We start from the raw sequence: 23,295 nt of genomic DNA on the forward strand, positions 1-23,295 counted from the left end.
GATAGCCTGGCCTGTGGTCGGCACAACAGAACCGGTGACACACGAGGGGGATCGTGGAGCAGCGCGATGTGCGGGGGCACTACGAGGAACTTGCCGCGGAGTACGACGAGCACTGGGTCTACGGGCCCGAGTACATCCCGTGGATGTCGGCCCGTATCGCGGAGGCCCTGCGCCTCACGCCCGCCGACCGGGTCGCCGACATCGGCTCCGGTACGGGGCTGTTCGCGCGAGAGGTGGCCGCCGCCCTGGGACCTGAGCACCCCATCCTCTGCGTCGACCCCTCCGCCGCGATGCTCGAACAGCTCGGTTCACCGCCCCCGCCCGGGCTGACGCCGCTCGTCGCCTCCGCCGAGGACATCGCGGAGGATCGCGTGGGCCTCCCGTACGAGCAGTTGGACGCGATGTGGCTCAAGGAGTCGGTCCACCATCTGCCCGACCCGGCGCGAACCCTCCGCGGGCTGGCCGACCGGCTCGCCCCGGGCGGCAGACTGCTGGTCGTCATGCTGCCGGCCACGATCCGGTACCCGCTGTTCGAGGCCGCGCTCACCCGGTTCGCGGAACTGCAGCCCGACCCGAACGACATCGTCGGCCACCTGCGGGCCGCCGGGCTCGACGCCGGACTCGGCCACGTCGAGCACGAACTGCGCATCGACAAGGACAAGTACCTGGGCATGGTCCGCGCCCGCTACATGTCGCTGCTCTCCACCTTCACCGACAGCGAGCTCGAGAAGGGCATCGAGGAGATGCGCGCGACCCACCCCGAGTCCGTCCTTGTCTTTCCGGACCGGTTCGCCTTCGTGCTCGCGGAGCGCCGGGGTGAAAGGGCGTGAGCACCGTGGTGGACGAACGTCTGCGGCGCTTACGCGGCGAGCTGGACGACCACTCCCGTATCGCCGACCGGCTCGGACTCGACCTCGAACGCCCGCTGCGTTCGCTCAACGACGGCTATCCCGAGAACGCCGTCGCCCTGATCGGCAAGCTCACCGAGAAACTCCTCAAGGAGCTGTGGCGGCATCATGGCATCGAGGGCGATCCGTCGACGAAGGCGCTGAACGACCTCGTCAAACGCTGTCGTCCGCACATCCGCAGCAGCACGGTGATGGACGCCCTGGACGACATCCGGCGGCTCCGCAACCGGTCCACGCACGACGGTTACGACATCAGCGACGAGGACGGCCTGCTGGCCGTCCGCCGCCTCGTGGACGTGCTTGTCTGGTTCACCGACACCGGAAGTGCCGCCCTTCTCGGCGGCGAACCCGACATGGCGCCCGAGGTCGCCCGCCGCTGCGAGTTCCTCGCCGGGCTGTACGTCACCCTCGGCTACCGCCAGGCCAAGCGCTTCGTGCTCAGCTCCGACACCGTCTACCAGCTGTTCTGTCGCGAGTCCGGAATGCGGCTCGAGTACGTGGAACTGATGCTCTCCCGCGACGCGGACGACCTCCGCACCGTGCTGTCCTCCAGCGGGGGCGAGCTGCTGCGCACACGCCTGCCGAAGCTCACCCGCTTCGTCATCGTGGAGGACGAGCCCGGAGGAGGCTCGGCCGCCCTCCGGGAGATGCTGGGGCACGACTTCCGGATCGTCCGCTACGACGGCTTCGTCGACACCCTCGTCAACCTCGAAGCGCACCTCCAGGCCCTCACGGGCAGAACCGCGCCCGACACGCCCCCGGCGGCCCGCGCGGCCGTGCCGGCGGCGGTGCTGTCCATCGACCCACGCACGGGCGAATCGGCGACGACCGAGTCGGGGGACGCGGGCGCGTTGCTGACCGGCCTCGCGCGCGGCAGTGCGAACGTCCTCGTCACGGGGCGCCCCGGCAGCGGCAAGAGCACCCTGCTCCGCGCCCTGGCGACCGATCCGCAGGCCCGGCGCTTCCGGTTCTACTTCGACCTCGGTCTCAAACCGAAGGACGAACCCTTTCCCGAGTACGCCGCCCGCCTCCTCGCGCCCTCCATGGCGGCCGCCGACCGGGCCCGCGCCTACGACCTCTTCCTGTACCTGATCCGCTCCGGGACCGCGCTCTGCGTGCTCGACGCCATCGATGAAGGTGTTGCCGAGCCGAGCCCCGCCGGTTTCCTCCGGCTGTTCGCCGACCTGGCGGCCGTCCTGTCCGCGGAATCCGCGGTCGTCATGAGCTCGCGAGTGTCCTTCCTTGCCGACTCGCCCCAGGTGCGACAGCTCCTCGACAGCGGCGCCGGCCGCTCCGAGCAACTGGTGGAGCAGATGTACGTCAACGGCGTCGACCCGGCGCGTGTCCCGCACTTCCATCTGGTGCGCCTCGCCGAGCCGGACGCCACCCCGCTGGAGAAGCGCCTCACCGCAGCACTCGAACTGTCCACCGGGCGTCCGCTCGCCGACATTCTCGCCGCGCACATCACGCGCACCCTCGCCGACCAGGATGCCGGAGAGACCGAGCAGAGACTGCCCGCGGCCTTCGGACAGGCGTTCCTCGCCGAACGCACCGTCTTCTCCCTGCTCGACCTGCACCGGCTGCTCGGCGTGACGGCCTTCACCGACGGCCGGCTGGAACTCGAAGCCTGCGTACTCGCCCCGCTACTGCGCCCGGCCGGAACGGACCATGTCGCCTTCGTCCACAGCGCGTACCAGGAACTGCTCGCCGCCCGGTACCTTGCCGATCCGGCGCACCGGGACACGGCGGCGGCCCTGCCGGGCGGCGCCTTCGTCACCGAACAGGTGCGGTCCTTCCTGGCCTCCCTTCCCTCGGCTGCGCCGGGGTCCGGGAGCGCCGACTGCGTCCTGCCCGCCGGGACCTACCTCGTCGGCCCGGCCGAGCGGCTGCTGCTGCGACGCGTCGAACGGCCCGTGCGCTTCGACCGTCACGCCGTGACCGTGGCCCGCTACCGTCGCTTCCTGGAGGCCCTTGACGCCGACGGCACGTCACCCTGGGACCATCCTGAGCAGCCGGCCGGTATCACCCACCGTCCCTGGGTCGACCGGCTCCGCAAACCCGACTACTACGAGGACCCACGCTACGACTCCTACCCGGCGGTGTGCGTCAACTGGTGGAGCGCCTACGCCTTTTCCGCCTTCGAAGGCAAACGTCTGCCGACCGCCCTGGAGTGGGAGGCCGCCGCACGCGGCACCGACGGGCGGCTGTTCCCCTGGGGCGACGACCCGTCGGGGGCGGACGTCAACTGCGCCGACGCCTGGGTGGAACGGCCGCTCGTCACGTACCAGGCCTGGTATCGCGACTTCGCCGAGGATGCCGTGCGCCGGGCCTGGGTCACCCCGGTCGACCGGCGCCCCGGCAACCGTTCACCGTTCGGCATGGTCGACATGGCCGGCAACTGCTGGGAGTGGACCTCCACAAGCCTCGGCGACCCGGGTGAAGCGGCGATCTGCGGCGGCAGCTACGACAACCCCATGCGGGCTGTGCAGACCAGTAGCAAGGGTCTGTACCGCAAGCGCGGGGCGAGTAACGCGGTCGGTTTCCGGTGCGTCGAGGACCTGCCGGACACACCGGTCACAGGAAGGACGGAGGCATGAGCCGCGGGCCGCGCCACGGAACGATCGTCGACCGGCGGGCGAGCGGAGGTGGGGTCAACGGCACCGTCGGCGCCTACACCGTCCGGGACGACGAGGACCAGCGCTACTACACCTTCGACTACCGGCAGATCGTGACCGAGGGATTCCGCACCATCCGCACCGGCGAGCATGTCCGCTTCCACGTGGCGGCCGACGGGTACGGCCGGGCCGAGTTCGTGATCCGCCTCGACCAGCCCGACGCTTCGGAGTACTACGGATGACGGCCGCCACGCCCGCACTGGACCGTGTGACGGGTGCGCGCCAGGAGCTGACGGTGGTCCTGCCCGTACGGCTACGGGGCACGCCCGCATGGAGAGAGGGGCCGTTCCCGTTCGAGCTGGGCAGCCGGCGCACCGACGCCGAGACACGTTCGACGTACTTCGCCCCTGCCTCGGCCCGGGTCCTGTACGGAGCACCTGGCCGGCCGAGGCGGTGGCACAGCCCGATGGACGTCAAACACGACGGGCTGCATCTCACGGGGATGGAGCTGCTGCGTACAGCCACTGCCCGCGGTCCGGAGCATGCCCTGGCGGTCCTGCACCTGAGCGTCGAGAGACCACTCCTGCCGGTGCTGCGCGCGATAGGCGGCAGGGGTCCGTCCAGTGAACCCTCCCCTCTCGGCGGGCCGTTGGCACCCACACTCCTGCTCGCCGACGTCGCCGACTTGAGGGACGCAAGAGAATCGTTCGCCATTGCCCGCCCCTACACCATCGCCTTCATGACGCCACGGGCCCATCACACGGCGACGCTGCGGCAGGGCATCGAAGGAGAACTGCCCGGCACGGCCGATCGGTGGCTGTGGCAGCTGGCATCGCGGTCCAACCCGGACGACTTCCCCCTGGCGCCTGAGACGGCGACCCGGCAACTGGCAAGTGCGCTGCGCATCTCGGCCGACTGGAGCGCGCTCGTGCTGCGGCAGGGAACCGCCTTCCTCGGGCACCGGGCCGATACCGGGGCGGGCGACTTCTTCGAGTTCGGTGCGCTGCACTCACGCACCGTCTACCTCGACGCTCTGCTCCTCGGCTCGTTGCAGCGCGACCACATCGACGAGCTCACGGACGAACTGTCCGACGTCTTCGACTCACCGCGACTCGCCCGCCACGTCGCCGCTCTGGAACGCAACATCGCCCGGTTCCGCAGCACCTACTGGCGCCAGCACCTCACCGCCCACGGCCCGGCGAACGATCTGCTGCTCGCCTTCCAGGAACAGCACCGCCTCCCGGTCCGCTTCACCGAGATCCTTGCCGAGGCCGCCGACTACAGCCGGCTCGTCCAGACCCGTGAAAGCCAGCAGATCAGCGGGGCGCTCGGCATCCTCACTGTTCTGGGCCTGCCCCTGACGACCGCGCTGGCCATTCTTCAGGTTCTCGGCGACAAGTCGGTGACGCACCTGTTGATGGCGCTGGGGCTGTCGGTCGCCGCGACGGCAGCCGCGTTGACGACGCCATACGGGCGCGTGGTCCTTTCGTCGCTGCGGGGAGGAAGCAAGCTGTAACCCGGCGATGCCCGGGCGTACCGCCGGCCGCCGGGCTCGTCGAGGACAGGCCGGTACCGGCCCTGGTCGGCACCCGTACCGAGCGCCTTCGTACCGGCCGATCCGCTGGCCGTCGAGGTGATCCGTCACCCACGCTCAATGACGTGAACGTACAGATGCCGTCCCGGCCTTCACCTGTTTCCTCGTCTGCTTCCGAGCCCGCCCGCGAGGGCCACCGCTTCACTGTGCTCCTGTCGCCCACACGGCGCGGGGCCCGATTGGCGCGGCGGCTGACGGAGCGGCAGCTCGCCGACTGGCAGCAGCCCTCCGAGTCGGCCGAGCACATCGTGGCCGAGCTGGCCGCCAATGCCGTCCAGCACGGGCGCGTACCGGGCCGCGACTTCCGGCTCACGCTGTTGCTGGACGTCCGGGGCGTGCTGCGTATCGAAGTGACCGACGTGTGCGGCGAGCGGCTGCCGCTGATGGCGGTTGCCCCCGCCTCCGGGGACGAGGTCGGCAGGGAGGGGGGGCGAGGTCTCCTCATCGTGGACGCGCTGGCGACCCGCTGGGGCGTGGAGCTCACCGCGGAGCCGCCCGTGCGGAAGACGGTTTGGGCGACACTCGAACCGGCCCTGGCGCCCGACGTGGCACCAGCTTCGTCGCCGGCGGACTGAACCGCGCCCTGGCCGTCGGGCGGAGGCTGAGGCCGCATCAGAGCACGTACGGGTAGAGGCTGATCCGTTCGCGCTCCACCCGGAGTTCGATCCACGTGCCGGCGACGCCCTCGGGCACCGGGTCGGTGAGGTCCAGAAGGATCAGAGCGCCGCCCAGGTCCAGAACACCTGCACCGTCCTCCTCCACGCTCAGCCGGCCCCGCAGGATGACGCAGTGCCCGCCTGTGCGGATGCCGGGGCCGTGGGTGGCGGACGGTTTGGCGTTCCGGCCCCAGGTGAGGTTCTGGTCGACCGTCCACTCGACGTGGTACACGCCCGGCTCCGCGGTTCGGTCGCCGCACCAGCGCACCGCGGCGTGGCCGTACGGGGTGCGGATCTGTGCGAGCCATGGGTTCGAGGGGAACTTCGCGACCTTCACCAGTTCGACCAGCATCACTCCATGATGACCCGCCCGAGCGATGACGTATCCGCCGGGATGTGCAACCCGTTGGTTGCGGCTCGCGAGGTGATGTGCAACTCTGGAGTTGCACGATTGCACTCGACGGTGACGGACGAAGGAGCCACTCATGAGCGAGGACCGGATCGAACGGGAAACACTGATCGCCGCACCCCTGGAGCGGGTCTGGCCGCTGGTGGCCGAGCCCGGCTTCTGGGTGGACGACACGGACGGCCTGGCCGGCACCGTGGCCGAGGAAGGCGCGTCGATCGTGGCCAGGAACGCCAAGTACGGCGACTTCCCGGTACGCGTGGAGAAGGTGGAGCCGCCCGCCTACCTGGCGTACCGCTGGGCAAGCGCGTTCCCGGGGGAAGAGCTGCGCGAGGACAACAGCACCCTCGTCGAGTTCACCCTGACCGCGGAGGGCGACAAGACGCGGCTGCGTGTCGTCGAGAGCGGTTTCGCGGCGCTGGCCGGCTCCGAGGAGCTGCGCAGCAAGGCGCTGGAGGACAACGCCGGCGGCTGGCCCCAGGTGCTCGACGCGTTCCGGAAGCGCGTCGAGGAGCCGGCGTCCGCGTGACCGACGAACCGCGGCGCGGCGCGGCCGAGGACGTCGACGGTGTCCTGGCCGCGCTGGCCGACCCGACACGCCGGCAACTGCTCGACCTGCTCGCCGAGCAGGGCGAGGTCACCGCGACGAAGCTCGCCGAGCGGCTGCCCGTCTCCCGGCAGGCGGTCGTCAAGCACCTCGCCGTCCTGGACGCCGCCGGGCTGGTCTCGGGCAGCCGGGTCGGACGCGAGGTGCGGTACGCGGTACGGCCCGCGGCGCTGAACGTGACGGCACGCTGGATGGCCGCACTCGCCTCCGACTGGGACCGGCGGCTGGCGAACATCAAACGCATCGCCGAAGCGGCGCAGCGGGGGGAGGGCGCACCTGACGGGTCGCAGAACGAGGAGCGGGATCAGAGCTAGCGCCCGCGGCGGGTCCCGGTCCCGGCCCAGGACCGGCGGCAGGGGCCCGTACCCCGGCCGTACGCCGCTCCTTCCCCGGCGGGCAGGGGCGGCAGGCCCGGGCCCCGCGAAGAATCGGTCCGCACGAGCGATGAGTTCCGCCGGAGGCGCCGGTCTCCACTCGTGACAGCAAGGACCTGAGGAGACGCACATGGCCGAGATCGAGACCCGCACGCTGGACGCCCCCGGCGCCACGCTCCAGTACGACATCCGGTACGCCGACCGAGCCGGGAAGCCCGCCCTGTTCCTGGTCGGCTCGCCCATGGACGCCGGCGGGTTCGCCACGCTTGCCTCGCATTTCACGGACCGTACCGTCGTCACCTACGACCCGCGGGGCACCGCGCGCAGCGTCCGTACGGACGCCGCGCCGGAAGTCGGTCCCGAGGAGCACGCCGACGATCTGCGGCGCGTGATCGAGGCGCTCGACGCCGGCGCGGTGGACATGTTCGCCAGCAGCGGTGGGGCCGTCAACGCGCTCGCCCTGGTGGCGCGGCGCCCGGAACTGGTGCGGACCCTCGTCGCGCACGAGCCGCCGACGGCACAGGTCCTGCCGGACCGCGAGGCGGCGCTGGCCGCCTGTGAGGACATCCACGCGACGTACCTCCGTGACGGCATGGGACCGGCGATGGCGAAGTTCATCGCGCTGACCAGCCGGCAAGGGCTCTTCCCCGACAACCCCGCCGACGAGCCGGCCCCCGACCCGGCCGCCTTCGGGCTGCCGGCCGAGGACGACGGCTCCCGCGACGACCCGCTGCTGGGCCAGAACTTGCGCCGCTGCACCGGCTACCTGCCCGACTTCTCCGCTCTCCGTACCGCCTCCACCCGCATCGTCGTGGCGGCGGGCAAGGAGTCCGAGGGCCAGTTCTGCGCCCGCACCGCGACGGAGATCGCCGCCCGGCTGGACCTCGGGATGACCGTCTTCCCGTCCCACCACGCGGGGTTCCTGGGCGGGGAGTTCGGCCATGCGGGCGCGCCGGAGGAATTCGCCCAGCGGCTGCGCGAGGTGCTGGACGGCGCCGCCGGCTGACGCGGCGAGACGGCACCCGTGCGCCGCGACGGCGTGACGCCATGGAGTCGCCGCCGGCACAGGTCCTTGAGCGGTCGGTCACGCACCAGGGCCCCGAACGGCCTTCGCACCGGGCGAAGCCCCGCCCTGGACGTGACCCCGTGTGCCGGGCGCGGGTGCCCCCGTACCGACCACGGGCTGCCCGCCCGGACGCCGCTGGCCCGCCCCGGCGGTGACGAGGGGCCCGCCCCGGCTGCGGTCAGGGGCCGGCCCCGGCCGCTCACGGGATGTCGGAGGCGGCCGGTATCCTCGCGGGCACCGCTCCGGTGATCACGTCGGTGCGGCCGTCGGTCACCCGCTCCTGGAATCTCACCGCGGACGCGGACGCGGACGCCGCCCGGCGTCCGGCCTTCACCCACGAGGGGCCGACCGGCGCCGGGAGTGCGCAGCCGCCCGTGGTCAGTCCGGACGGCAGGCTGCTGGCGCTGATCGAGGAGAGCGGCGCCTACCGGATCGTGTCCACGGACGACGGCAAGGCCGCCGGAAAGGCCTTCCCCGGACGGCCCGGCCGGCGCCCCGTCCAACTGTCCGACAAGGGGCATGTGCTGCTCTCCGAAGCAGGGGCGAGGCGCACCGCCTGCTGTCGCCGTCCGGCACTCCGATTGTCGCGTCGGACCGGTTCGCCCGTGGCTTCGGCCGAGGGGTCCTGTCGCCGGACGGCACTCGATACGCCGCCTGCACCGTGTCGGGGCGGACGCTCTGGAGCTTCGTCGGCGGCCGTCCGGCCCACGTCGGAAACAACGCCCCGTCCTCCTGCGAGTCCCCTCTCGGATTCAGCGGGGACGGCAGCCGCGTCCTGCTGAGCGCCGACGACCGGCTGCACGTCGTCGATGCGCGTAACGGCCGCGCGGTGGGTGACGCCGACATCGAGCTGGACCGGGTCCGGATCAGTGCCCAAGGACGGTTCGTCGTCGGGCACTCCGCCCAGAAGGGCGTCGAGGTCTGGCCGAGCAGCGGCTGCCGGGAGCCGCTGCTCACGGTCACCGAGCACGGCGGCCGTGACGGCGACCGCTGGGACCTGAACGAGGCCGCCCTCGACGAACGGACCGCCACCCTGACCTACACCACGCGGGCCAGCAGCCAACTGCACCGGCTCGATCTGGCCCCGGCCCTGCAGGGCGCCGAAGAACACGCGGACAGCGAAGGCGTCGGGCTCTCCCCGGACGGCGGTGTCGGACTGGTCAGGAGCGGGGAAGCGGCCGCCGACGACCACGACTACGACGCCCCGCTGAAGCTGTCCGTGGTGGACATGCGCACCGGCCGGACCGTGGGGAAGCCGTTCGTCCAGACGCGTGGCTCCGGCCAGGCGGTGGCGGCGACGGGGCGCATGTGCGGTGGCTGGTAGCGTCGCCGGCTGTGCGATCACGAGAATACGACCTGGATTTCCGCGAGCGGGCCTGGAGGATACGCAACTGGGGCATCGGCCTGTTGTCACTGGCGACGATCCTGTGGGCGTGGTGCGCCGTGCTGCTGCTCACCCCGTACCAGGTCGCCGACGAGCCGGACGACCGCTCGCCCCATCAATGCCGGTCGCGCCTGTTCACAGAGTGGGGCACGGCCAACGAGGGGCTCCAGCGGGGCGATTGGTGCGCGAACGAACGCGACTGGCCCGAGGCCGTGGCCGTGCTCGGCCTCTCCGTGCCCGTCTCGGCCGCCGGCGTGACGCTGCTGACCGTCGGCCTCCTGAGCTCCCGGATGAGCGCGCACTCCGAAGCCATGCGCGAGCTGGACCGGCTGGCCGACGCACGGGAGTCGTGACGCCGCGGTAGCGGTCTCAGCCCGGCCTTCGGGACTGCTGCGTCGGCGTTCCGGATGGCGGCACCGGCATGTCCAGCGCGCGGGCCAGGGCGGCGGTGACGGGGCCCGCGTGGTCCGGGAGTTGGGCGGCCGCCCAGTCCGCGGCCAGCCGGAGGAAGGCGGCCAGGTCGCGTTCGGCGCCGGCGAGCAGGAGGCGCAGTTCGGCGACGGGCACCTCGATGACGGGGCTGTCGTCCCGCTCCGCGTCGACCGTCAACCGGACGGTCTCGCCGACGCGTTCGGCCATCGGCGACGGGTCGTGGCCGAACCGTCCCCGGCCGCCGTCCAGGTCGGCCTCGACCACGTCGAACCACTCGCGCCAGTCCTCCAGCCCGGTGCAGCAGCCCGGCACCAGCGTCGCGCCGACGATGGTGTCGGTGACACGCAGGCCCCCGGCCGCGAAGAGCGGGTCCGGCATCGTGAGCAGTCCGTGCAGAAAGCTCCCCAGCGGGTCGGCGGGGCGGGGCGGACGGCCGTCGTGCTCCGGGTCGACGTCGTTGCAGGCGGCGATGCGCATCACCGCCGTGCCGACCTGGGCAGGGCCGAGCGTGCCGTCGAGGGCGAGGAAGCCGTACGGCACGGACCCGGCCACCGGCCACAGGTCGAACCCGGCGGGGGCGTACGTCTCGAGGACGGGCTGCAGGGAAATCACGAGGGAAAGTGTGTGACGTGTCCCGGCCGCGGCGCATTCGGATTTTACGGCTCCGGGAGCGGGAGGAGCCGCCGAGCGCCGCACTCCCTCCTACGGCGGCCATGAGCGGCCCGCCCTCCCTCACCCCCCATGAGCGGCCGCTCTCCCTCACACCGTTGCCGCGTACCGCCAGAAGTCCCGCATCGGCTCCGGGAACGACGGGCCCGACATCTGCACCTGCGTCAGCAGGATCGTGATCGCACCCGTGGACGGCGTGATGTGCGCGGCGGTGCCCGTGCCGCCGACCCAGCCGTAGCGGCCGGGGACGCTCCAGGGCTCGACCGCCTCGACGTCGACCGCGCCGCCGAAGCCCCAGCCCATGCCCTCCAGGAACAGGCCACCGGCCTTGCGCTGGTCCGGGGTCAGGCAGTTGGTGGTCATCCGCCGTACCGACTCGGGGGTGAGCAGACAGCGGCCGTCGGCAGCGGCGCCTTCGGCGAGGAGCATACGGGCGAACGCGTGGTAGTCGTCCACCGTCGAGACGAGGCCGCCCGCGCCGGACGGGAAGGCGGGCGGGCTGCTCCACTGGCTGCCGGCGTCGGCGGGGTCGGCCGGTTCCAGTCCGCCGTCCTGGCCGGGCAGGTAGTAGTCGGTGAAGCGGTCGAGTCGGTCGGCGGGGACGTGGAAGCCGGTGTCCGTCATGCCGAGCGGCGCGAAGACCCGCTCGGCGAGGAAGTCGGGCAGCGGGCCGCCCGAGATCCGGGCGATCAGCATGCCCTGGATGTCGGAGCAGATGTTGTAGAGCCATGCCTCGCCCGGCTGGTACAGCAACGGAATCCGGGACAGTGTCGCCAGCCACGCGTCGGGCGCCGGGACGGCCTGCGGCTGCGGCGGGCCCTGCTTCAACTCGTTGACCAGGGGCGCGAGCGCCGGCAGGGAGAAGTCGGACGAAAAACCGTACCCGGCGCGGGACGTCAGCAGATCGAACACGGTGATCGGCCGGACCGCCGGGACCACGTCGTCGACAGGGCTCTGCGGCGTGCGGACGACCACCCGGTCGGCCAACTCCGGCAGCCACGCGTCGACAGGGTCCTCCAACCCGATCCTGCCGTCGTCGACGAGCATCATGACCGCCGCAGCGACGACGGGCTTGGTGATCGAGGCGATACGGAAGATCGAGTCCCTGGCCATCGGGGCGGTGCCGGCCACGTCGACGTGGCCGGCCGTCCCGACCTCCACCTGGTCGCCACGGGCGACGAGGGCCACCGCGCCCGGCACCGACCCGCCGTCGACATGCTTGCTCAGCACTCCGCCGAGGTCAGTCGTGGGAGCGGTTGTCGGATCGGATACGGGGTCGGTCCCGGGGTTGGTCATCAGGCCACCTTCTCGCTGTGTGCGGACGTAAGCGAGGACCGCCACAGCGACGAGAACTCATTGGTCCGACGTCGCGCGGGACTCGGGCAGGGGTCCGTCAAGGCCGCCCGTCCCCGAGGCCCGCGAGCAGCCGGTGAGTGCGGCTGCTCGCGGGCAGCGACCGGGCCCGGCGGGCGCCTCAGCTCCGCAGATGCCCCAGCACCGAATCCACCGCGCGGGTCACCGCGGACCGCGTCTCGGCGGTGTGGTCGATCGTCTCGAAGCCGTGGTGGCCGCCCGGCACGTCGATGATCTCGATCGCGGCCTCGCAGTCCCCGGCGGCGGTCAGGAACTCCTCGACCGTCGCCGCTATCTCCGCGATCTCCAGCTCCACCCGGGTCAGCACGATCGGCAGCCGCCCCGCGCCCCGTACCGCGGTCGCGGGCCGGAAGCGGGTGTCTGAGAGCCCCCAGCTCGGCAGCGGCGCGAGGACGGGGTAGGTCGCCGCCACGCACCGCAGCCACGCCGGCGGGGACGCCAGCCAGTCCGCGGACAGCGGGCTGCCGGCGGAGAAGAACCAGAGCGCGACACGTTCCCCGTCGACCCGCGGATCGGCCCGTACGAGATCGACCGCCGCGGCCAGGTCCTCCGCGGCGCGCCCGTAGTCGGCGAGGCTGTGCAGGCCGTGGTCCAGGGTCACGCCGACCGCGCCCCGGCTCGCCAGGTACTGGGCGTAGCCGGTGAAGCCCGGCCAGTCGCGCGGGGTCGGCCGCACCTCGGCGGGTACCGGGCCGCCGTGGACGAGGAGCACGGCGGGGCGCGGGCCCTCGGCGTCCGGCAGATGGAGGTCCACCTTGCCCAGCCGCTCGCGGCGCTGCTCGGGCACGCCGAGGAGGAAGGGCCGCAGGTGGGCGGGGGTCTCGCCGGCCCGCCCGGAGACGCGGTGCCCTTCGCCGGCGGCGGCCTGGAGCAGCACCTCGGCCAGTTCACCGGGGGAGGAGAGCATCGGCCAGTGCCCGGTGCCGAGTTCGAAGAACGTCACCCGCGGGTCGGTGAGCGCCTCCAGGCGGGGGTCGCCCAGGCCCACCATCGCCTCCACGAGGGCGATGCTCGACCCGTTCTCCGTGCACAGGACACCGGTCGTCGGCAGCCGGGACGCCGCGCCGGTCAGCCGGAGGGGCTGGGTGAGGGTGGCCCTCGGCTGCGGAGCGGTGAGATCGGTGAGCCGGGCCAGTGCCGCGTCGGAGAGCCCGGCGGTGCTGCCCCAGCGCTGCCATCCGCCCGCCGCCGGCGGCGGGACCCGCCAGTCGTCGTCGGCGCCGCCGGGCTGCGACAGGCGGTCGCGGACCGCCTGGTCGGTCACCAGACGGAGCGCCGGATCGCCGTCCTGCGGCATGCCCGCGTCCAGATGGACGACGCGGGCGATCCGCTCCGGGCGCCGGTCGGCCGCGCCGAGCACCGGATGAATGCCGTAGTCGTGGCCGACGAGCACCACCTCCGGCGCGTCCACCGCGTCGATCAGCCGCACCACGTCCTCGATGTGCGTCTCCAGGTCCGTGCCGGGGCCCGCCGACTGCCGGCGGTCGCCCATGCCGGTGAGCGTCACCGGATACGCCTCGGCCCCCGCCTCCTGGAGCCGGCCGGCCACCTCCTGCCAGACCCAGCCGCCGGTGAACACGCCCGCCACCAGGATGAATGCCGTCATGAACGTCTCCTCGCATACCTCGGTTCCGCACGGCCGGCCGCCCGGGCCGTCCGTCCTGCCGGGTACCGTAGGAACTCCCCCTGAGGGAGGTTCAAGTCTTGTCCGACGACGGCTCGCTCCTTGACGTCCTGCCCGGCGATCACACGACTCCGCCCGGTGACCGCGGGCCCCGGCCCGGTGGTCCTGCAGCCTCGCCCGACGGCCTGTGGAGCATCGGGGAACTCGCCGAGCAGGCCGGCGTCACCGTCAAGACGGTCCGCTTCTACTCCGACCGCGGCCTGCTGCCCGAAGCGGCCCGCAGCAGCGGAGGCCACCGCCGGTACGGCCCCGGGGCGGTCGAGCGGCTCCGGCTGATCCGCTCGCTGCGCACCCTGGACCTGCCGGTCCCCGCCGTGGGCCGGGTCCTCGACCAGGAGGACGCGCTGGAGGACGTCGTCGCGAGGCAGCTGCGGGAGGTCGGCTCCAGGCTGGCCGAGCTGCGCTGGCGGGAGGCCGCCCTCCGGCTCCTCCAGGACTGCGCCCCGGAGGAGCGTGTCGAACGGCTGCGCCTGATCGGCGCGGTGTCCGCCCCGCCGAACACCGCGCCGGTGGCGCGCTTCTGGCGGCGCTGGCTGCTGCCCGCGCGGCTCCCGGCTCGGCTGGTCTCCGCGATCGTCGAAGAGGCGGTCCCGCAGCCGCCGGCCGACCCGGCTCCGGAGCAGGTGCTGGCCTTCGCCCGGCTGTACGCCCTCACCTCCGGCGACTGCTCGGGCACCGGGCCGTGCCAGCCCGCGGCACACCAGCCGGAGGCGGGGTTCCGGCCGGCCGTGCTCTACGACGGGCTCGCCGAGGCGTACGCGCTGGCGTCGGCGGAACTGCGGTCGCAGCGGGCACCGCGGCCGGGCGAGGCGCTCGACTGCTTCGTCTCCGCCTACGCCCACGCCTGCGGCGCCCGCGACACGCCCGCGTTCCGCCGCGGGCTCAGCGGCCGGCTCGCCCAGGACCCGCGAATCGACCGGTACTGGGAGCTGGCCGCCGAGCTCCGCGGCCCGTCGGAACCGACCGCGGGCGCCGCCCACGACTGGCTCTGCGCCGCCCTGGACACCCGCGCGGCCCGGCCCGCGGCCTGAAGCCCGACTGCCCGGGGACCCGACACGACCCCGGCGGCCAACGTGCCGCCCCACACCCCGTCATGTGAACTGCCCTGCTCAAAGCATGAGTTGCTTGCCGCGCACGGGTGCCTCCTGCGAGGATCACGGGACCGTCCGGCCGGAAGAGACCGCAAGAGCGCGGACGTAGAGCATTCAGGGAGCCTCGTATGACCGGGACAGAGCCGGCCGCCGTACGGATCGACACCACCAGGCCGCATCCGGCCCGGGTGTACGACTGGTTCCTCGGCGGCAAGGACAACTACCAGGTCGACGAGGAACTCGGCCGGCACATCATGGGCGTCGACGGGACGGCCAAGCATGTGGCCAGGACGAACCGCTGGTTCATGCAGCGCGTCACCCGCTGGCTCGCCCGTGAGGCCGGGATCCGGCAGTACCTCGACATCGGCACCGGAATCCCCACCGAGCCCAATCTGCACCAGGTGGCCCAGGGCATCGCCCCCGAGTCCCGCGTCGTCTACACCGACAACGACCCGATCGTGCTGAAGCACGCCGAGGCCCTGCTGCGCAGCACCCCCGAGGGCGCCACGGACTACGTCCAGGCCGATGTCCGCGACCCCGCGCGCATCATGGAACAGGCCCGTAAGAACCTGGACTTCACGCGCCCCGTCGCTCTCTCCCTGGTGGCGCTGACGCACTTCCTCGGGGACGACGACGGTCCGCACGACCTGGTCGCCCGGCTCGTCGACGAGCTGCCCTCCGGGAGCTACCTCGTCCTGTCGCAGCTCACCGCCGACTTCGACCCGGCCGCCGTCGGGCGCGGTGTGGCCATGTACGCGGCGGGGGGCGTCACCCTCGCGCCGCGCACGCGTGACGAGATCGCCCGGTTCTTCGACGGCCTGGAGACCGTGGAGCCCGGTCTCGTCCAGCTCACCGACTGGCACCCCGAGCTCGCCGTCGACGAGGTCGTCGACGAGAACGCGGTGATCTCGCTGTACGGCGCGGTGGCCCGCAAGCCGTAACCCGGCAGAGCGCGACGCGCCCCCGCCGACATGGGACGCTGTTGGTTAATTCGGGCCCGTGCGTGACGTCGGCTCCCAAGACCCGGTTGTGTCTTGGGAGCCGACGTTGTCGTATGGGGTGGGTGTCGATGTCTATGCAGCCGAAGGGGCCGGGGGAGATCCCGGCGGAGACGGTGCGGGTGACGCGGGCCGCGTTCCCGAAGGGGAGCCTGGCGATCCGGGTCCGGGACGAGCTGGGTCCGCTGTTCACCGACGAGGAGTTCGCCGACCTCTTCCCGGCGCGGGGGAAGCCTGCTTGGTCACCGGGCCGACTGGCGCTGGTGCTGGTGCTGCAGTTCGTCGAGGGGCTCACCGACCGGCAGGCCGCGGAGGCGGTGCGGGCGAGGATCGACTTCAAATACGCCCTCGCGCTGGAACTGGCCGATCCCGGCTTCGATTTCTCGGTGCTGTCGGAGTTCAGGGACCGCCTCGTCGAAGCGGACGCCGGGCGGAGGGTGCTGGACGGCATCCTGGCCGCGGCCCGTGACAAAGGCCTGCTGAAGACGTCAGGCCGGGCCCGGACCGACTCCACGCATGTGCAGTCCGCGGCTAGGGAACTGTGCTGGCTGGAGATGGTCGCGGAGACGCTTCGTTCGGCGTTGAACGCGCTCGCGCAGGCCGCCCCCGACTGGCTGGCGGAGATCGCCGAACCAGACTGGTTCCGGCATTACGCCACCCGGGCAGAGGACTCCCGGTTCCCCAAGGCCCACATCAGACGGGAGGAGGTCGGCCGACGGATCGGGACGGACGGGATGCGGCTGCTTGAGGCCGTCTTTCTCGCCTCAGGCACCGGTCGCGCTCCGGGAGCTGGAGCAGGTGAAGATCCTGCGGCAGATGTGGGTCCAGCACTTCCACCTGGTCGGGGGCGAGGTGAGGCGACGGGACCCAAAAGACCGACCGCCGGGCGCAAAGCGCCTGGTCACGCCCTATGACCCAGAAGCCAGGGGCAGCAAGAAGCGCGACATCCTCTGGGACGGAAACAAGACCCGTCTGACCGAGACCTGTGAGCCGGACACCCCACATTTGATCACGAACGTGGCCACGACCGTCGCCACCGTCCCCGACAGCGTGATGAGCGAGAAGATCCACAACGGCCTGGCCGGACGGGACTGCCTGCCTGGCGAACACTGGGTCGACACCGGATATGCCACCGCTTCCCAGATCGCGGCCGCCCGCCGCGAGCACGGCATCGAGCTGCACGGACCGCTCCAGGCGGTCACCGTCGCCCAGGCGAAGAACGGCAGCGGCTACGACCAGGACGCCTTCACCATCGACTGGGACCAGCAGCACGTCACCTGCCCGAACGGAGCCACCAGCACCCAGTGGGCTCTGCGCAGCTCTCAGCAGCAGCTTCCCGTGATCCGGGTCAGATTCTCCCCGGCCGACTGCCGCCACTGCCCCGCACTGCGCGACTGCGTCAGCTCACCCAAGGCCGAACGCAGGGAACTCACCCTGCGGCAGCACGACGAGCACCAGGCCTTCAACGCAACCGCGCTCTCCAGCAGACTGACGAGTGGAAAGCCCGCTACAAGATCCGCGCCGGCGTCGAAGGCACCATCTCCCAAGGCGTCGGGCGCTGCGGCCTGCGCAGATCCCGCTACCGGGGCCTGGCGAAGACCAGCCTTCAGCACCAGCTCACCGGCGCCGCCCTCAACCTCGCCCGCATCGACGCCCACCTCACCGAAACACCCCGGGCCCGCACCCGCACCAGCCACTTCGCAGCACTTCGCCCCGCCGACCAAGCCGACGGGGCGAAGCAACAGGGCCCGAATTGATTAACAGCGTCCCCCCTGGGGAGCGGGCCCTCCGCCCGGCGTGACCGGTCGTGTCGTGGCGTCAGCAGTAGAGGAAACCCGAGAGGAGCGGCAGCCCGCCGAAGGGGTCGACGCCCGCCAGGCAGACGTCCTTGCGTACGAACTTCCGTACGTAAGCGGCGCCCTCGGTGTCGCCGGAGCCCTTCGTACCGCTGGGCAGGTAGGTGCGGGCGAACCGGTAGTGGCCGCCACGCCACCTGGACAGGGTGCGGTCCAGCCGATGCCAGCCCGCCGCCAGGGCTGCGTCCGCTGTCCCGGCCGTCGCTGCGGACAGTGAGCGGTGCTCGCGGACACCCGCGTCGTTGAAGGCGGTGAGGTGTTCCACGGAGGCGAAGACCGGGGCCTTGCGCGGGTCGTAGCCGTACACCGCGATCTCCATCGCGTGGTAGTTCAGCGACTGCACCGCGCTGGCCGCTCCGGTCTCGTCCCGGAAGGTCATGAACCCTTCGGGCGAGAGGGTGAGCAGGACCTGGAAGACCTCGTTGAGCAGTTGCGCGCAGTCCCCGGCCAGGTCCAGCAGTCCGGCGCAACGAGCGGGGAACTCGCCGTGCGACACGGTGACTTCGACGGCCAGCCGTCTGATGAGGAAGAACAGCATCTCGCACGCCTGGACGGAGCGCAGGAACACATGCTCCTCGTGCTTGGCCGACCGGGGGAAGCGGGTGCACTCGGCGAGGACCTCGAGGCGCCGGGAGAGCACCGGATCGGCTGCCGCGCGGTCCAGCACGTCACGGACGCGGAGGCCGGTGGCGTGGTCGATTCGGACATCGCCCAGTGCGGCCAGCAGGCCGTCGAGTCCCTCGATCCGCTCGGCGATGTGGTCCGGCCGGTCCGTCGCCGGCCAACCGGCCCGCTCCATCCCGGCCAGGTCGGCCACGGTGGCGTGAGCGGCGAGCAGTACGCCGTGCACGGGGTCGCCCGGATACCGGTCCAGGAACCAGCCGTACACATGCATGCAGGTGTACTGGTAGTACTCCGGTACGGCGAGGGTGCGGCTGAACGGCCGGGTCAACAGGCAGGTTACCTTCCCCTCTTCGCCGAGATGCGGCTCGTCGAGGCAGGTGTCGTGGAGTCTGCCCAGCCGGTCCCGCTCCGAGTCGTCGAGTCCCGAGCGCCCGCGTCGGCGCTGGAGCAGGACGAGTTCCCAGTGCGACGCCGTCAGCGGGGGGCGCGTCGTCTCGTGACCGGCGGTGTCCGTCGGGGCGGTCACTCCGCCCAGCCCATCACGAGATGCTTGTCCCAGGACGACCGGTGGGTCGAGCAGTTGGTGAATCCGGCCTTCTCAAGCAGCTCCGTGTACGTGGTGGCGGAACGGTGCCGGCCGCGCGTCTCCACGTGCATGGACAGGTTCATCACGGCGGTCGGCAGTGGTCCGCCGGACTCGTCGAAGAGGCGCTCCATCACCAGGACGCGGCCGCCGGGTTCGCACGCCGCCCGGGCCTTGCGCAGCAGGTCCACGCAGACCTCGTCCTCCCAGTCGGAGAGGATGTAGCCGAAGGACAGACAGTCGGCCGCGGGCAGCGGGTCCTTGAAGAAGTCACCCGCAGCGAAGTGCAGCCGTCCGCCCAGCCCGTGTGCCTCACGCGTCCGGGCCAGGTGCGGCTCCACCTCGGGGAGGTCGAAGACGGTGACGGCGAGGTCGTCGTACTGCTGGAGCGCGGCCACCGCGAAGGGGCCGCCGGCGCCGCCGACGTCGATCAGGTGCCTGACCGGTCCGAGGCCGGCGAGGGCGGCGAGCTCCTTCGACGGCTCGAAGCTGATCTGCCACATCGCCGCCAGGAAGTCGGCGGTGGACTGTTCGTCGCGGTAGATGACGTCGAACGGCGAAGGCAGTTCCGCGTCAACTGCCTCCTTGCCATGGATCAGATAAGCGTCCAGCTTCGAAATCTGCTCGATGGTGCTCGTCGCGAGATGGTGCACGAATGCGCCGATGTAGCGCGGGTTCGCGGAGTCGAGCCGGGGCGTCAGTTCCGGCGGGATCCGGTAATTTCCGTCACTGTCGCGCTCGACGACGGACAGGGCTGCCAGCAATATCAGAAGACGCTCGGTGGTCTCCGGGTCGATTCCCCGGGATTCCGCGATCTGGAGCGGAGTGGATGGCCCGGACGTGACAAGATGCGCGAATATCCCATGCTTGTCGGCCAGGTGCAGCGCATGGGTCGAGAACAATCCGAACATGGCGCTGTCAAGAGTGCTGGAACTCATCACTTCCTCGGTTTCTGGCGAGTGAAACCACGAACAGCGGGGGTGGTTTCCTATCCCTTTTGAATGCCATGCAAGATGCATCGGCCGCGGCGGCCGGTACACGTCTGCGCAACTTCCTATCAGCGCCTGAACTGCGCCTCCAAGCAATCCGTCAGCAAGCTGCCAAAGGCATATGGCCTTCTTTCGGTGCGCGGTATTCCGTTTCGAGTGGCGTCGGGAGAGCGAAAGGCTGTCGTCCGCTCCTGCGAGGTCGTCGGACACCTGCCCGGCCGCCGCACCGGGCCGCGTTCTCACGTGACCCGGTGCGAGGCCCTGCCGGAACGCTTCCGGAGCGGGCCCAGGCACCGCGGCGCTCGTCCCACCCGCCCTGCCCGTGGGGCGGGTTCAGGCATCACCCGCCGGGGGCGGCGCCGCCGGCACTACCGGGTTCCCCCGTCACCGCGTCCGCCCTCGCCGCCTTCGGCCCCGGACCGGCCGGCGTCCAGGTCCGCCTGCGCGGGAAGGAGTGCCCTGCCGACCGTCTCCAGCGCCTGCGGGCGGGTCATCCCCGCGTGGTTCGCGGCCACCGGGTGCACGACGATCTCGCCGGTCACGAACGACCGCCACCCGGCCGGGTCGACGCACTGTTCGCTCTCGGTGCCGACGAACAGATGCAGGTCCCCGTGGAAGGGGCGCGGGGTGTGCGTCGCCGCCAGGCGGCTGTTGTTGGTCATGACCGAACTCAGCCGGAGGAGCTGCTCGGCGTCCAGGTCACCGAACATGCCGCCGCGTTCGGCGAGCAGAGCGGCGACCTGGTCGGGGTCGAGCTGCCGGTCGGCGAAGTCGCTCAGGTCGTAGCCGCCGAGTTCGAGCATGGCGCGGAACAGTCCGTCGCGCATGTCCTCCTCGGCGAAGGACGGCTTCGCACCCGTGCGCGGCACCGTGTCCAGAACGGCGAGCAACTCGACGGTCTCCCCCGCCTCCTGCAGCCTGGCGGCCATCTCGTGCACGACGATCCCGCCGAAGGAGTAGCCGACCAGGCGGTAGGGCCCGCTCGGCCGGACCTTGCGGAGCTGCTCCACGTAGTCCGCGGCGACCTCGGCCGTCGAGGCGGGCAGCGCACAGCCGTCCATGCCCCGCGACTGCAGCCCGTACACCGGGACATCGGCGTCGAGGTGGCGCAACAGCCCGGTGAAGGACCAGGCGAAGCCGCTCGCCGGGTGGACGCAGAACACGGGTGTGCCGCTGCCGTGCTCCCGCAGGGGTACGAGTACGTCGAAGCTGTTGCCGCCGCCCTGGCCGCGGACCCTTCTGGCCAGTTCGGCCACGGTCGGCGCCTCGAACAGGGTGCGGATGCCCAGCCTCACGCCCAGCACCTCGTGCACCCGGCCGAGGAGCCGGGTGGCCAGCAGCGAGTGGCCGCCCAGGTCGAAGAAGCCGTCCTCCACACCCACTTCCGACCTGCCCAGCACCTCGCCGAACAGCTCGCACAGGAGCCGCTCGGTGTCGTCACGGGGCGCGGTGCCCCGCTTCTCCGGCTCCGCGGGAACGGGCAGCGCGGCCCGGTCCACCTTGCGGTTCGGGGTCAACGGCAACTCGTCCAGGGTGACGAACGCCGACGGCACCTGGTAGTGGGGCAGCACCGCGGCCACCGCCGCGCGCAGCGTGGCCGTATCCAGGGCCGCACCGCGGTCGGGCACCACGTACGCCACCAGCCGCTGGTCGTCGTGCCGGTCGGTACGCACCACGGTCACCGCCTGACGTACCCCGGCCAGCCCGGTCAGCACCGTCTCGATCTCGCCGAGTTCGATGCGGAAGCCGCGGACCTTGACCTGTTCGTCGACCCGGCCGGCGAACACCAGCTGCCCCTCGGCGTTCCAGCGCACCAGGTCACCGGTGCGGTACATCCGCGCCCCGGGGGGCCCGAAGGGATCGGCCGTGAACCGGGAGGCGGTCAGCCCCGCCTGGCCCAGGTAGCCGCGGGCCAGGCCAGCGCCGGAGACGTACAGCTCGCCCGCGATGCCCACGTCCACGGGCTGCAGACGCCGGTCCAGGACGTAGACCGAGGTGTTGGCCATCGGCCGTCCGATCGGCACCGGCCCGGCGGGCAGCGGGGCCCCGGGCTCGATCCGGTGATCGGCGCAGTTAACGGTCAGTTCGGTGGGCCCGTAGCAGTTGACCACAGTCGCGCCGGGATGGGCGGCTCGCCATTCGCGCAGCACCTCACCGGTCAACGCCTCACCACCAAGCAGCAGTTCGGTCCGCGGGCTGAATCCGTCGGACAGCTCGGCGAGCAGCGGAAGATGGCTCGGGGTGACCTTGGTCAGCGCGCACGGGTCCTCCCGCAACGCCGCGGCGGTGGCCGGGTCGTCGTCGAGAGCGGCCAGATGCACGGTGCCGCCCACGGTGAGCGGGACGAACATGCCTGTGAGGGTCAGGTCGAAGGCGGCCGTGGTGGTGACGAGCACGGTGTCGCGCATCCCCGCGTAGCGCGCTCCGGCGCAGGCGAGGTAGTCGGAGAGGGAGCGGTGCTCGACGACGACGCCCTTGGGGCGGCCCGTGGAGCCGGAGGTGTAGATGACGTACGCCGCGTCGTGCGGAACCGGCGCGGGCAGTTCGACGCCGTCCGCCGCCGTGCCCTCGGCCGCGCCGGTCCCCGGGTCCACCAGGAGGACCGGCAGGTCCTCACCCGCCAGGTCGAGGCCCGTCTCCGGGGTGGTCAGGAGCAGCGCCACGCCGGCGTCGTCCATGACGTACCGGATCCGCTCGTGCGGATGGTCGAGGTCGAGCGGCACGTAGGCACCGCGGGCCTTGAGCACCGCGAGCAGCGCGACGAACTGCCCGAGCGACCGCGGCAACGCCACCGCCACCACGCGGTCGGGGCCGATGCCCCGCTGCACGAGGACACGCGCCAGCCGGTCGGTCGCGAGTTCCAGCTCGGCGTACGTCAGGGACGTGTGCCCGTGCCGGACCGCGACCCCTTCCGGGGTGAGGTGTGCCTGCGCGGTGAGCATCTCCGGCAGCGTGGCGCGAGCCGCGGGGGCCGTGGTGGCGTTCCAGTCCACGAGCAGACGCCGCCTGGTGGCCGCGTCGACCGACTGGGCCGCGCCGATGGGCTGGTGGGGTGCCTCGGCGTACCGGGCGAGCAGCCGTCCGAAGATGCCGGTGAGCCTTTCCACGGTGTCCCGGTCGAACAGGGCGGTGCGGTAGCGGACGGCCCCGGTGAGACCGGCGTGTTCACCGTCCGGGCCGAACCGCTCGGCCAGCGAGACGGCCAGGTCGAACTTGGCGCCGCCGCCGTCGGCCACCGGCACCTGCGTCACGTCCAGCCCAGGCGCGCCGAACTCCGGCGAGGACGCGTCGTTCTGGAGGGTGAGCATGACTTGGAAGAGGGGGTGGCGGGTGAGGGTGCGGGTGGGGTTGAGGACTTCGACGAGTCGTTCGAAGGGGATGTCCT

19 protein-coding genes and 1 pseudogene are annotated in these 23,295 nt (G+C 71.8%); 13 read left to right on the forward strand and 7 right to left on the reverse strand.

All coding sequences use genetic code 11. From position 1 onward, the window contains the following. Positions 1–53 precede the first annotated feature (53 nt). The 5 genes from ACWD01_RS34220 (at position 54) to ACWD01_RS34240 (ending at position 5,692) form a co-directional block, all read left to right on the forward strand. Positions 54–830 carry a class I SAM-dependent methyltransferase gene (locus tag ACWD01_RS34220; RefSeq protein WP_451167459.1) on the forward strand — a complete coding sequence of 259 codons (777 nt, stop codon included), beginning with the start codon at positions 54–56 and terminating at the stop codon, positions 828–830. Next, positions 827–3,505, forward strand: a complete 2,679-nt coding sequence (locus tag ACWD01_RS34225; RefSeq protein ID WP_451167461.1) for an SUMF1/EgtB/PvdO family nonheme iron enzyme — start codon at positions 827–829, stop codon at positions 3,503–3,505. Before ACWD01_RS34220 ends, ACWD01_RS34225 begins: the two co-directional genes overlap by 4 nt. Beyond that, positions 3,502–3,765, forward strand: a complete 264-nt coding sequence (locus tag ACWD01_RS34230; RefSeq protein ID WP_451167463.1) for a hypothetical protein — start codon at positions 3,502–3,504, stop codon at positions 3,763–3,765. The genes ACWD01_RS34225 and ACWD01_RS34230 overlap by 4 nt, the downstream gene beginning before the upstream one ends. Then, positions 3,762–5,039: a hypothetical protein gene (locus tag ACWD01_RS34235; RefSeq protein WP_451167464.1), complete on the forward strand. Its 1,278-nt coding sequence runs from the start codon at positions 3,762–3,764 to the stop codon at positions 5,037–5,039. Before ACWD01_RS34230 ends, ACWD01_RS34235 begins: the two co-directional genes overlap by 4 nt. Positions 5,040–5,194: 155 nt before the next feature. Beyond that, the gene (locus tag ACWD01_RS34240) at positions 5,195–5,692 is read left to right on the forward strand and encodes an ATP-binding protein (RefSeq protein ID WP_451167493.1); all 498 of its coding nucleotides are present in this window, start codon (positions 5,195–5,197) and stop codon (positions 5,690–5,692) included. Between the two features lie 37 nt (positions 5,693–5,729). Here the strand turns inward: ACWD01_RS34240 and ACWD01_RS34245 are convergent, their stop codons facing one another. Then, positions 5,730–6,125: a hypothetical protein gene (locus ACWD01_RS34245; RefSeq protein WP_451167466.1), complete on the reverse strand. Its 396-nt coding sequence runs from the start codon at positions 6,123–6,125 to the stop codon at positions 5,730–5,732. Positions 6,126–6,258: 133 nt separating this feature from the next. Here ACWD01_RS34245 and ACWD01_RS34250 point away from each other — a divergent pair, with 133 nt between their 5' ends. The 5 genes from ACWD01_RS34250 to ACWD01_RS34270 all read left to right on the forward strand — a co-directional run bounded on the left by ACWD01_RS34250 (position 6,259) and on the right by ACWD01_RS34270 (position 9,963). Beyond that, positions 6,259–6,708, forward strand: coding sequence for an SRPBCC domain-containing protein (locus ACWD01_RS34250; protein WP_451167468.1), 450 nt, complete (start codon positions 6,259–6,261; stop codon positions 6,706–6,708). Continuing rightward, positions 6,705–7,100 carry an ArsR/SmtB family transcription factor gene (locus ACWD01_RS34255; RefSeq protein WP_451167470.1) on the forward strand — a complete coding sequence of 132 codons (396 nt, stop codon included), beginning with the start codon at positions 6,705–6,707 and terminating at the stop codon, positions 7,098–7,100. The genes ACWD01_RS34250 and ACWD01_RS34255 overlap by 4 nt, the downstream gene beginning before the upstream one ends. A gap of 190 nt (positions 7,101–7,290) precedes the next feature. Further along, positions 7,291–8,166: an alpha/beta fold hydrolase gene (locus tag ACWD01_RS34260; RefSeq protein ID WP_451167472.1), complete on the forward strand. Its 876-nt coding sequence runs from the start codon at positions 7,291–7,293 to the stop codon at positions 8,164–8,166. Positions 8,167–8,887: 721 nt separating this feature from the next. Beyond that, complete coding sequence (locus ACWD01_RS34265) at positions 8,888–9,550, forward strand: hypothetical protein (protein WP_451167474.1); 663 nt, start codon at positions 8,888–8,890, stop codon at positions 9,548–9,550. A gap of 11 nt (positions 9,551–9,561) precedes the next feature. Next, positions 9,562–9,963 carry a hypothetical protein gene (locus ACWD01_RS34270; RefSeq protein ID WP_451167475.1) on the forward strand — a complete coding sequence of 134 codons (402 nt, stop codon included), beginning with the start codon at positions 9,562–9,564 and terminating at the stop codon, positions 9,961–9,963. A gap of 16 nt (positions 9,964–9,979) precedes the next feature. On the opposite strand, the gene ACWD01_RS34275 is transcribed toward ACWD01_RS34270, so the two are convergent. The 3 genes from ACWD01_RS34275 to ACWD01_RS34285 form a co-directional block, all read right to left on the reverse strand. Then, positions 9,980–10,654 carry a hypothetical protein gene (locus tag ACWD01_RS34275; protein ID WP_451167477.1) on the reverse strand — a complete coding sequence of 225 codons (675 nt, stop codon included), beginning with the start codon at positions 10,652–10,654 and terminating at the stop codon, positions 9,980–9,982. Between the two features lie 147 nt (positions 10,655–10,801). Further along, positions 10,802–12,007, reverse strand: coding sequence for a serine hydrolase domain-containing protein (locus tag ACWD01_RS34280; protein WP_451167479.1), 1,206 nt, complete (start codon positions 12,005–12,007; stop codon positions 10,802–10,804). 178 nt (positions 12,008–12,185) lie between these two features. Then, entirely contained in the window at positions 12,186–13,691 is a 1,506-nt protein-coding gene (locus ACWD01_RS34285) for an alpha/beta fold hydrolase (protein WP_451167481.1), read from the reverse strand. Between the two features lie 203 nt (positions 13,692–13,894). Between ACWD01_RS34285 and ACWD01_RS34290 the strand changes: the two genes are divergently transcribed. The 3 genes and pseudogenes from ACWD01_RS34290 to ACWD01_RS34300 all read left to right on the forward strand — a co-directional run bounded on the left by ACWD01_RS34290 (position 13,895) and on the right by ACWD01_RS34300 (position 17,615). After that, complete coding sequence (locus tag ACWD01_RS34290; RefSeq protein ID WP_451167495.1) at positions 13,895–14,800, forward strand: helix-turn-helix domain-containing protein; 906 nt, start codon at positions 13,895–13,897, stop codon at positions 14,798–14,800. Between the two features lie 188 nt (positions 14,801–14,988). Next, positions 14,989–15,801 (forward strand): SAM-dependent methyltransferase, encoded by an 813-nt coding sequence (locus ACWD01_RS34295; protein WP_451167483.1) that lies wholly within the window; start codon positions 14,989–14,991, stop codon positions 15,799–15,801. A 128-nt stretch (positions 15,802–15,929) separates the two neighbouring features. Then, positions 15,930–17,615 (forward strand): annotated as a pseudogene (locus ACWD01_RS34300) (IS1182 family transposase). 61 nt (positions 17,616–17,676) lie between these two features. Here the strand turns inward: ACWD01_RS34300 and ACWD01_RS34305 are convergent. From ACWD01_RS34305 to ACWD01_RS34315, 3 genes are all read right to left on the reverse strand, one after another. Further along, entirely contained in the window at positions 17,677–18,864 is a 1,188-nt protein-coding gene (locus ACWD01_RS34305) for a hypothetical protein (RefSeq protein ID WP_451167485.1), read from the reverse strand. Beyond that, the gene (locus ACWD01_RS34310) at positions 18,861–19,859 is read right to left on the reverse strand and encodes a methyltransferase (protein ID WP_451167487.1); all 999 of its coding nucleotides are present in this window, start codon (positions 19,857–19,859) and stop codon (positions 18,861–18,863) included. Before ACWD01_RS34310 ends, ACWD01_RS34305 begins: the two co-directional genes overlap by 4 nt. Before the next feature lie 419 nt (positions 19,860–20,278). Beyond that, positions 20,279–23,295 (reverse strand): amino acid adenylation domain-containing protein (locus tag ACWD01_RS34315; RefSeq protein ID WP_451167489.1); only part of this gene is annotated, 3,017 nt, incomplete at its 5' end.

The organism is Streptomyces sp. NPDC002835 (genome assembly GCF_053591995.1).

What these genes read in the sequence shown, in the direction of transcription:
- ACWD01_RS34235 (WP_451167464.1), top strand. Translation starts at nt 3,762, where the DNA reads ATGACGGCCGCCACGCCCGCACTGGACCGTGTGACGGGTGCGCGCCAG.
- ACWD01_RS34310 (WP_451167487.1), bottom strand. Translation starts at nt 19,859, where the DNA reads ATGAGTTCCAGCACTCTTGACAGCGCCATGTTCGGATTGTTCTCGACC.
- ACWD01_RS34295 (WP_451167483.1), top strand. Translation starts at nt 14,989, where the DNA reads ATGACCGGGACAGAGCCGGCCGCCGTACGGATCGACACCACCAGGCCG.
- ACWD01_RS34230 (WP_451167463.1), top strand. Translation starts at nt 3,502, where the DNA reads ATGAGCCGCGGGCCGCGCCACGGAACGATCGTCGACCGGCGGGCGAGC.
- ACWD01_RS34240 (WP_451167493.1), top strand. Translation starts at nt 5,195, where the DNA reads ATGCCGTCCCGGCCTTCACCTGTTTCCTCGTCTGCTTCCGAGCCCGCC.
- ACWD01_RS34250 (WP_451167468.1), top strand. Translation starts at nt 6,259, where the DNA reads ATGAGCGAGGACCGGATCGAACGGGAAACACTGATCGCCGCACCCCTG.
- ACWD01_RS34260 (WP_451167472.1), top strand. Translation starts at nt 7,291, where the DNA reads ATGGCCGAGATCGAGACCCGCACGCTGGACGCCCCCGGCGCCACGCTC.
- ACWD01_RS34280 (WP_451167479.1), bottom strand. Translation starts at nt 12,007, where the DNA reads ATGACCAACCCCGGGACCGACCCCGTATCCGATCCGACAACCGCTCCC.
- ACWD01_RS34245 (WP_451167466.1), bottom strand. Translation starts at nt 6,125, where the DNA reads ATGCTGGTCGAACTGGTGAAGGTCGCGAAGTTCCCCTCGAACCCATGG.
- ACWD01_RS34285 (WP_451167481.1), bottom strand. Translation starts at nt 13,691, where the DNA reads ATGACGGCATTCATCCTGGTGGCGGGCGTGTTCACCGGCGGCTGGGTC.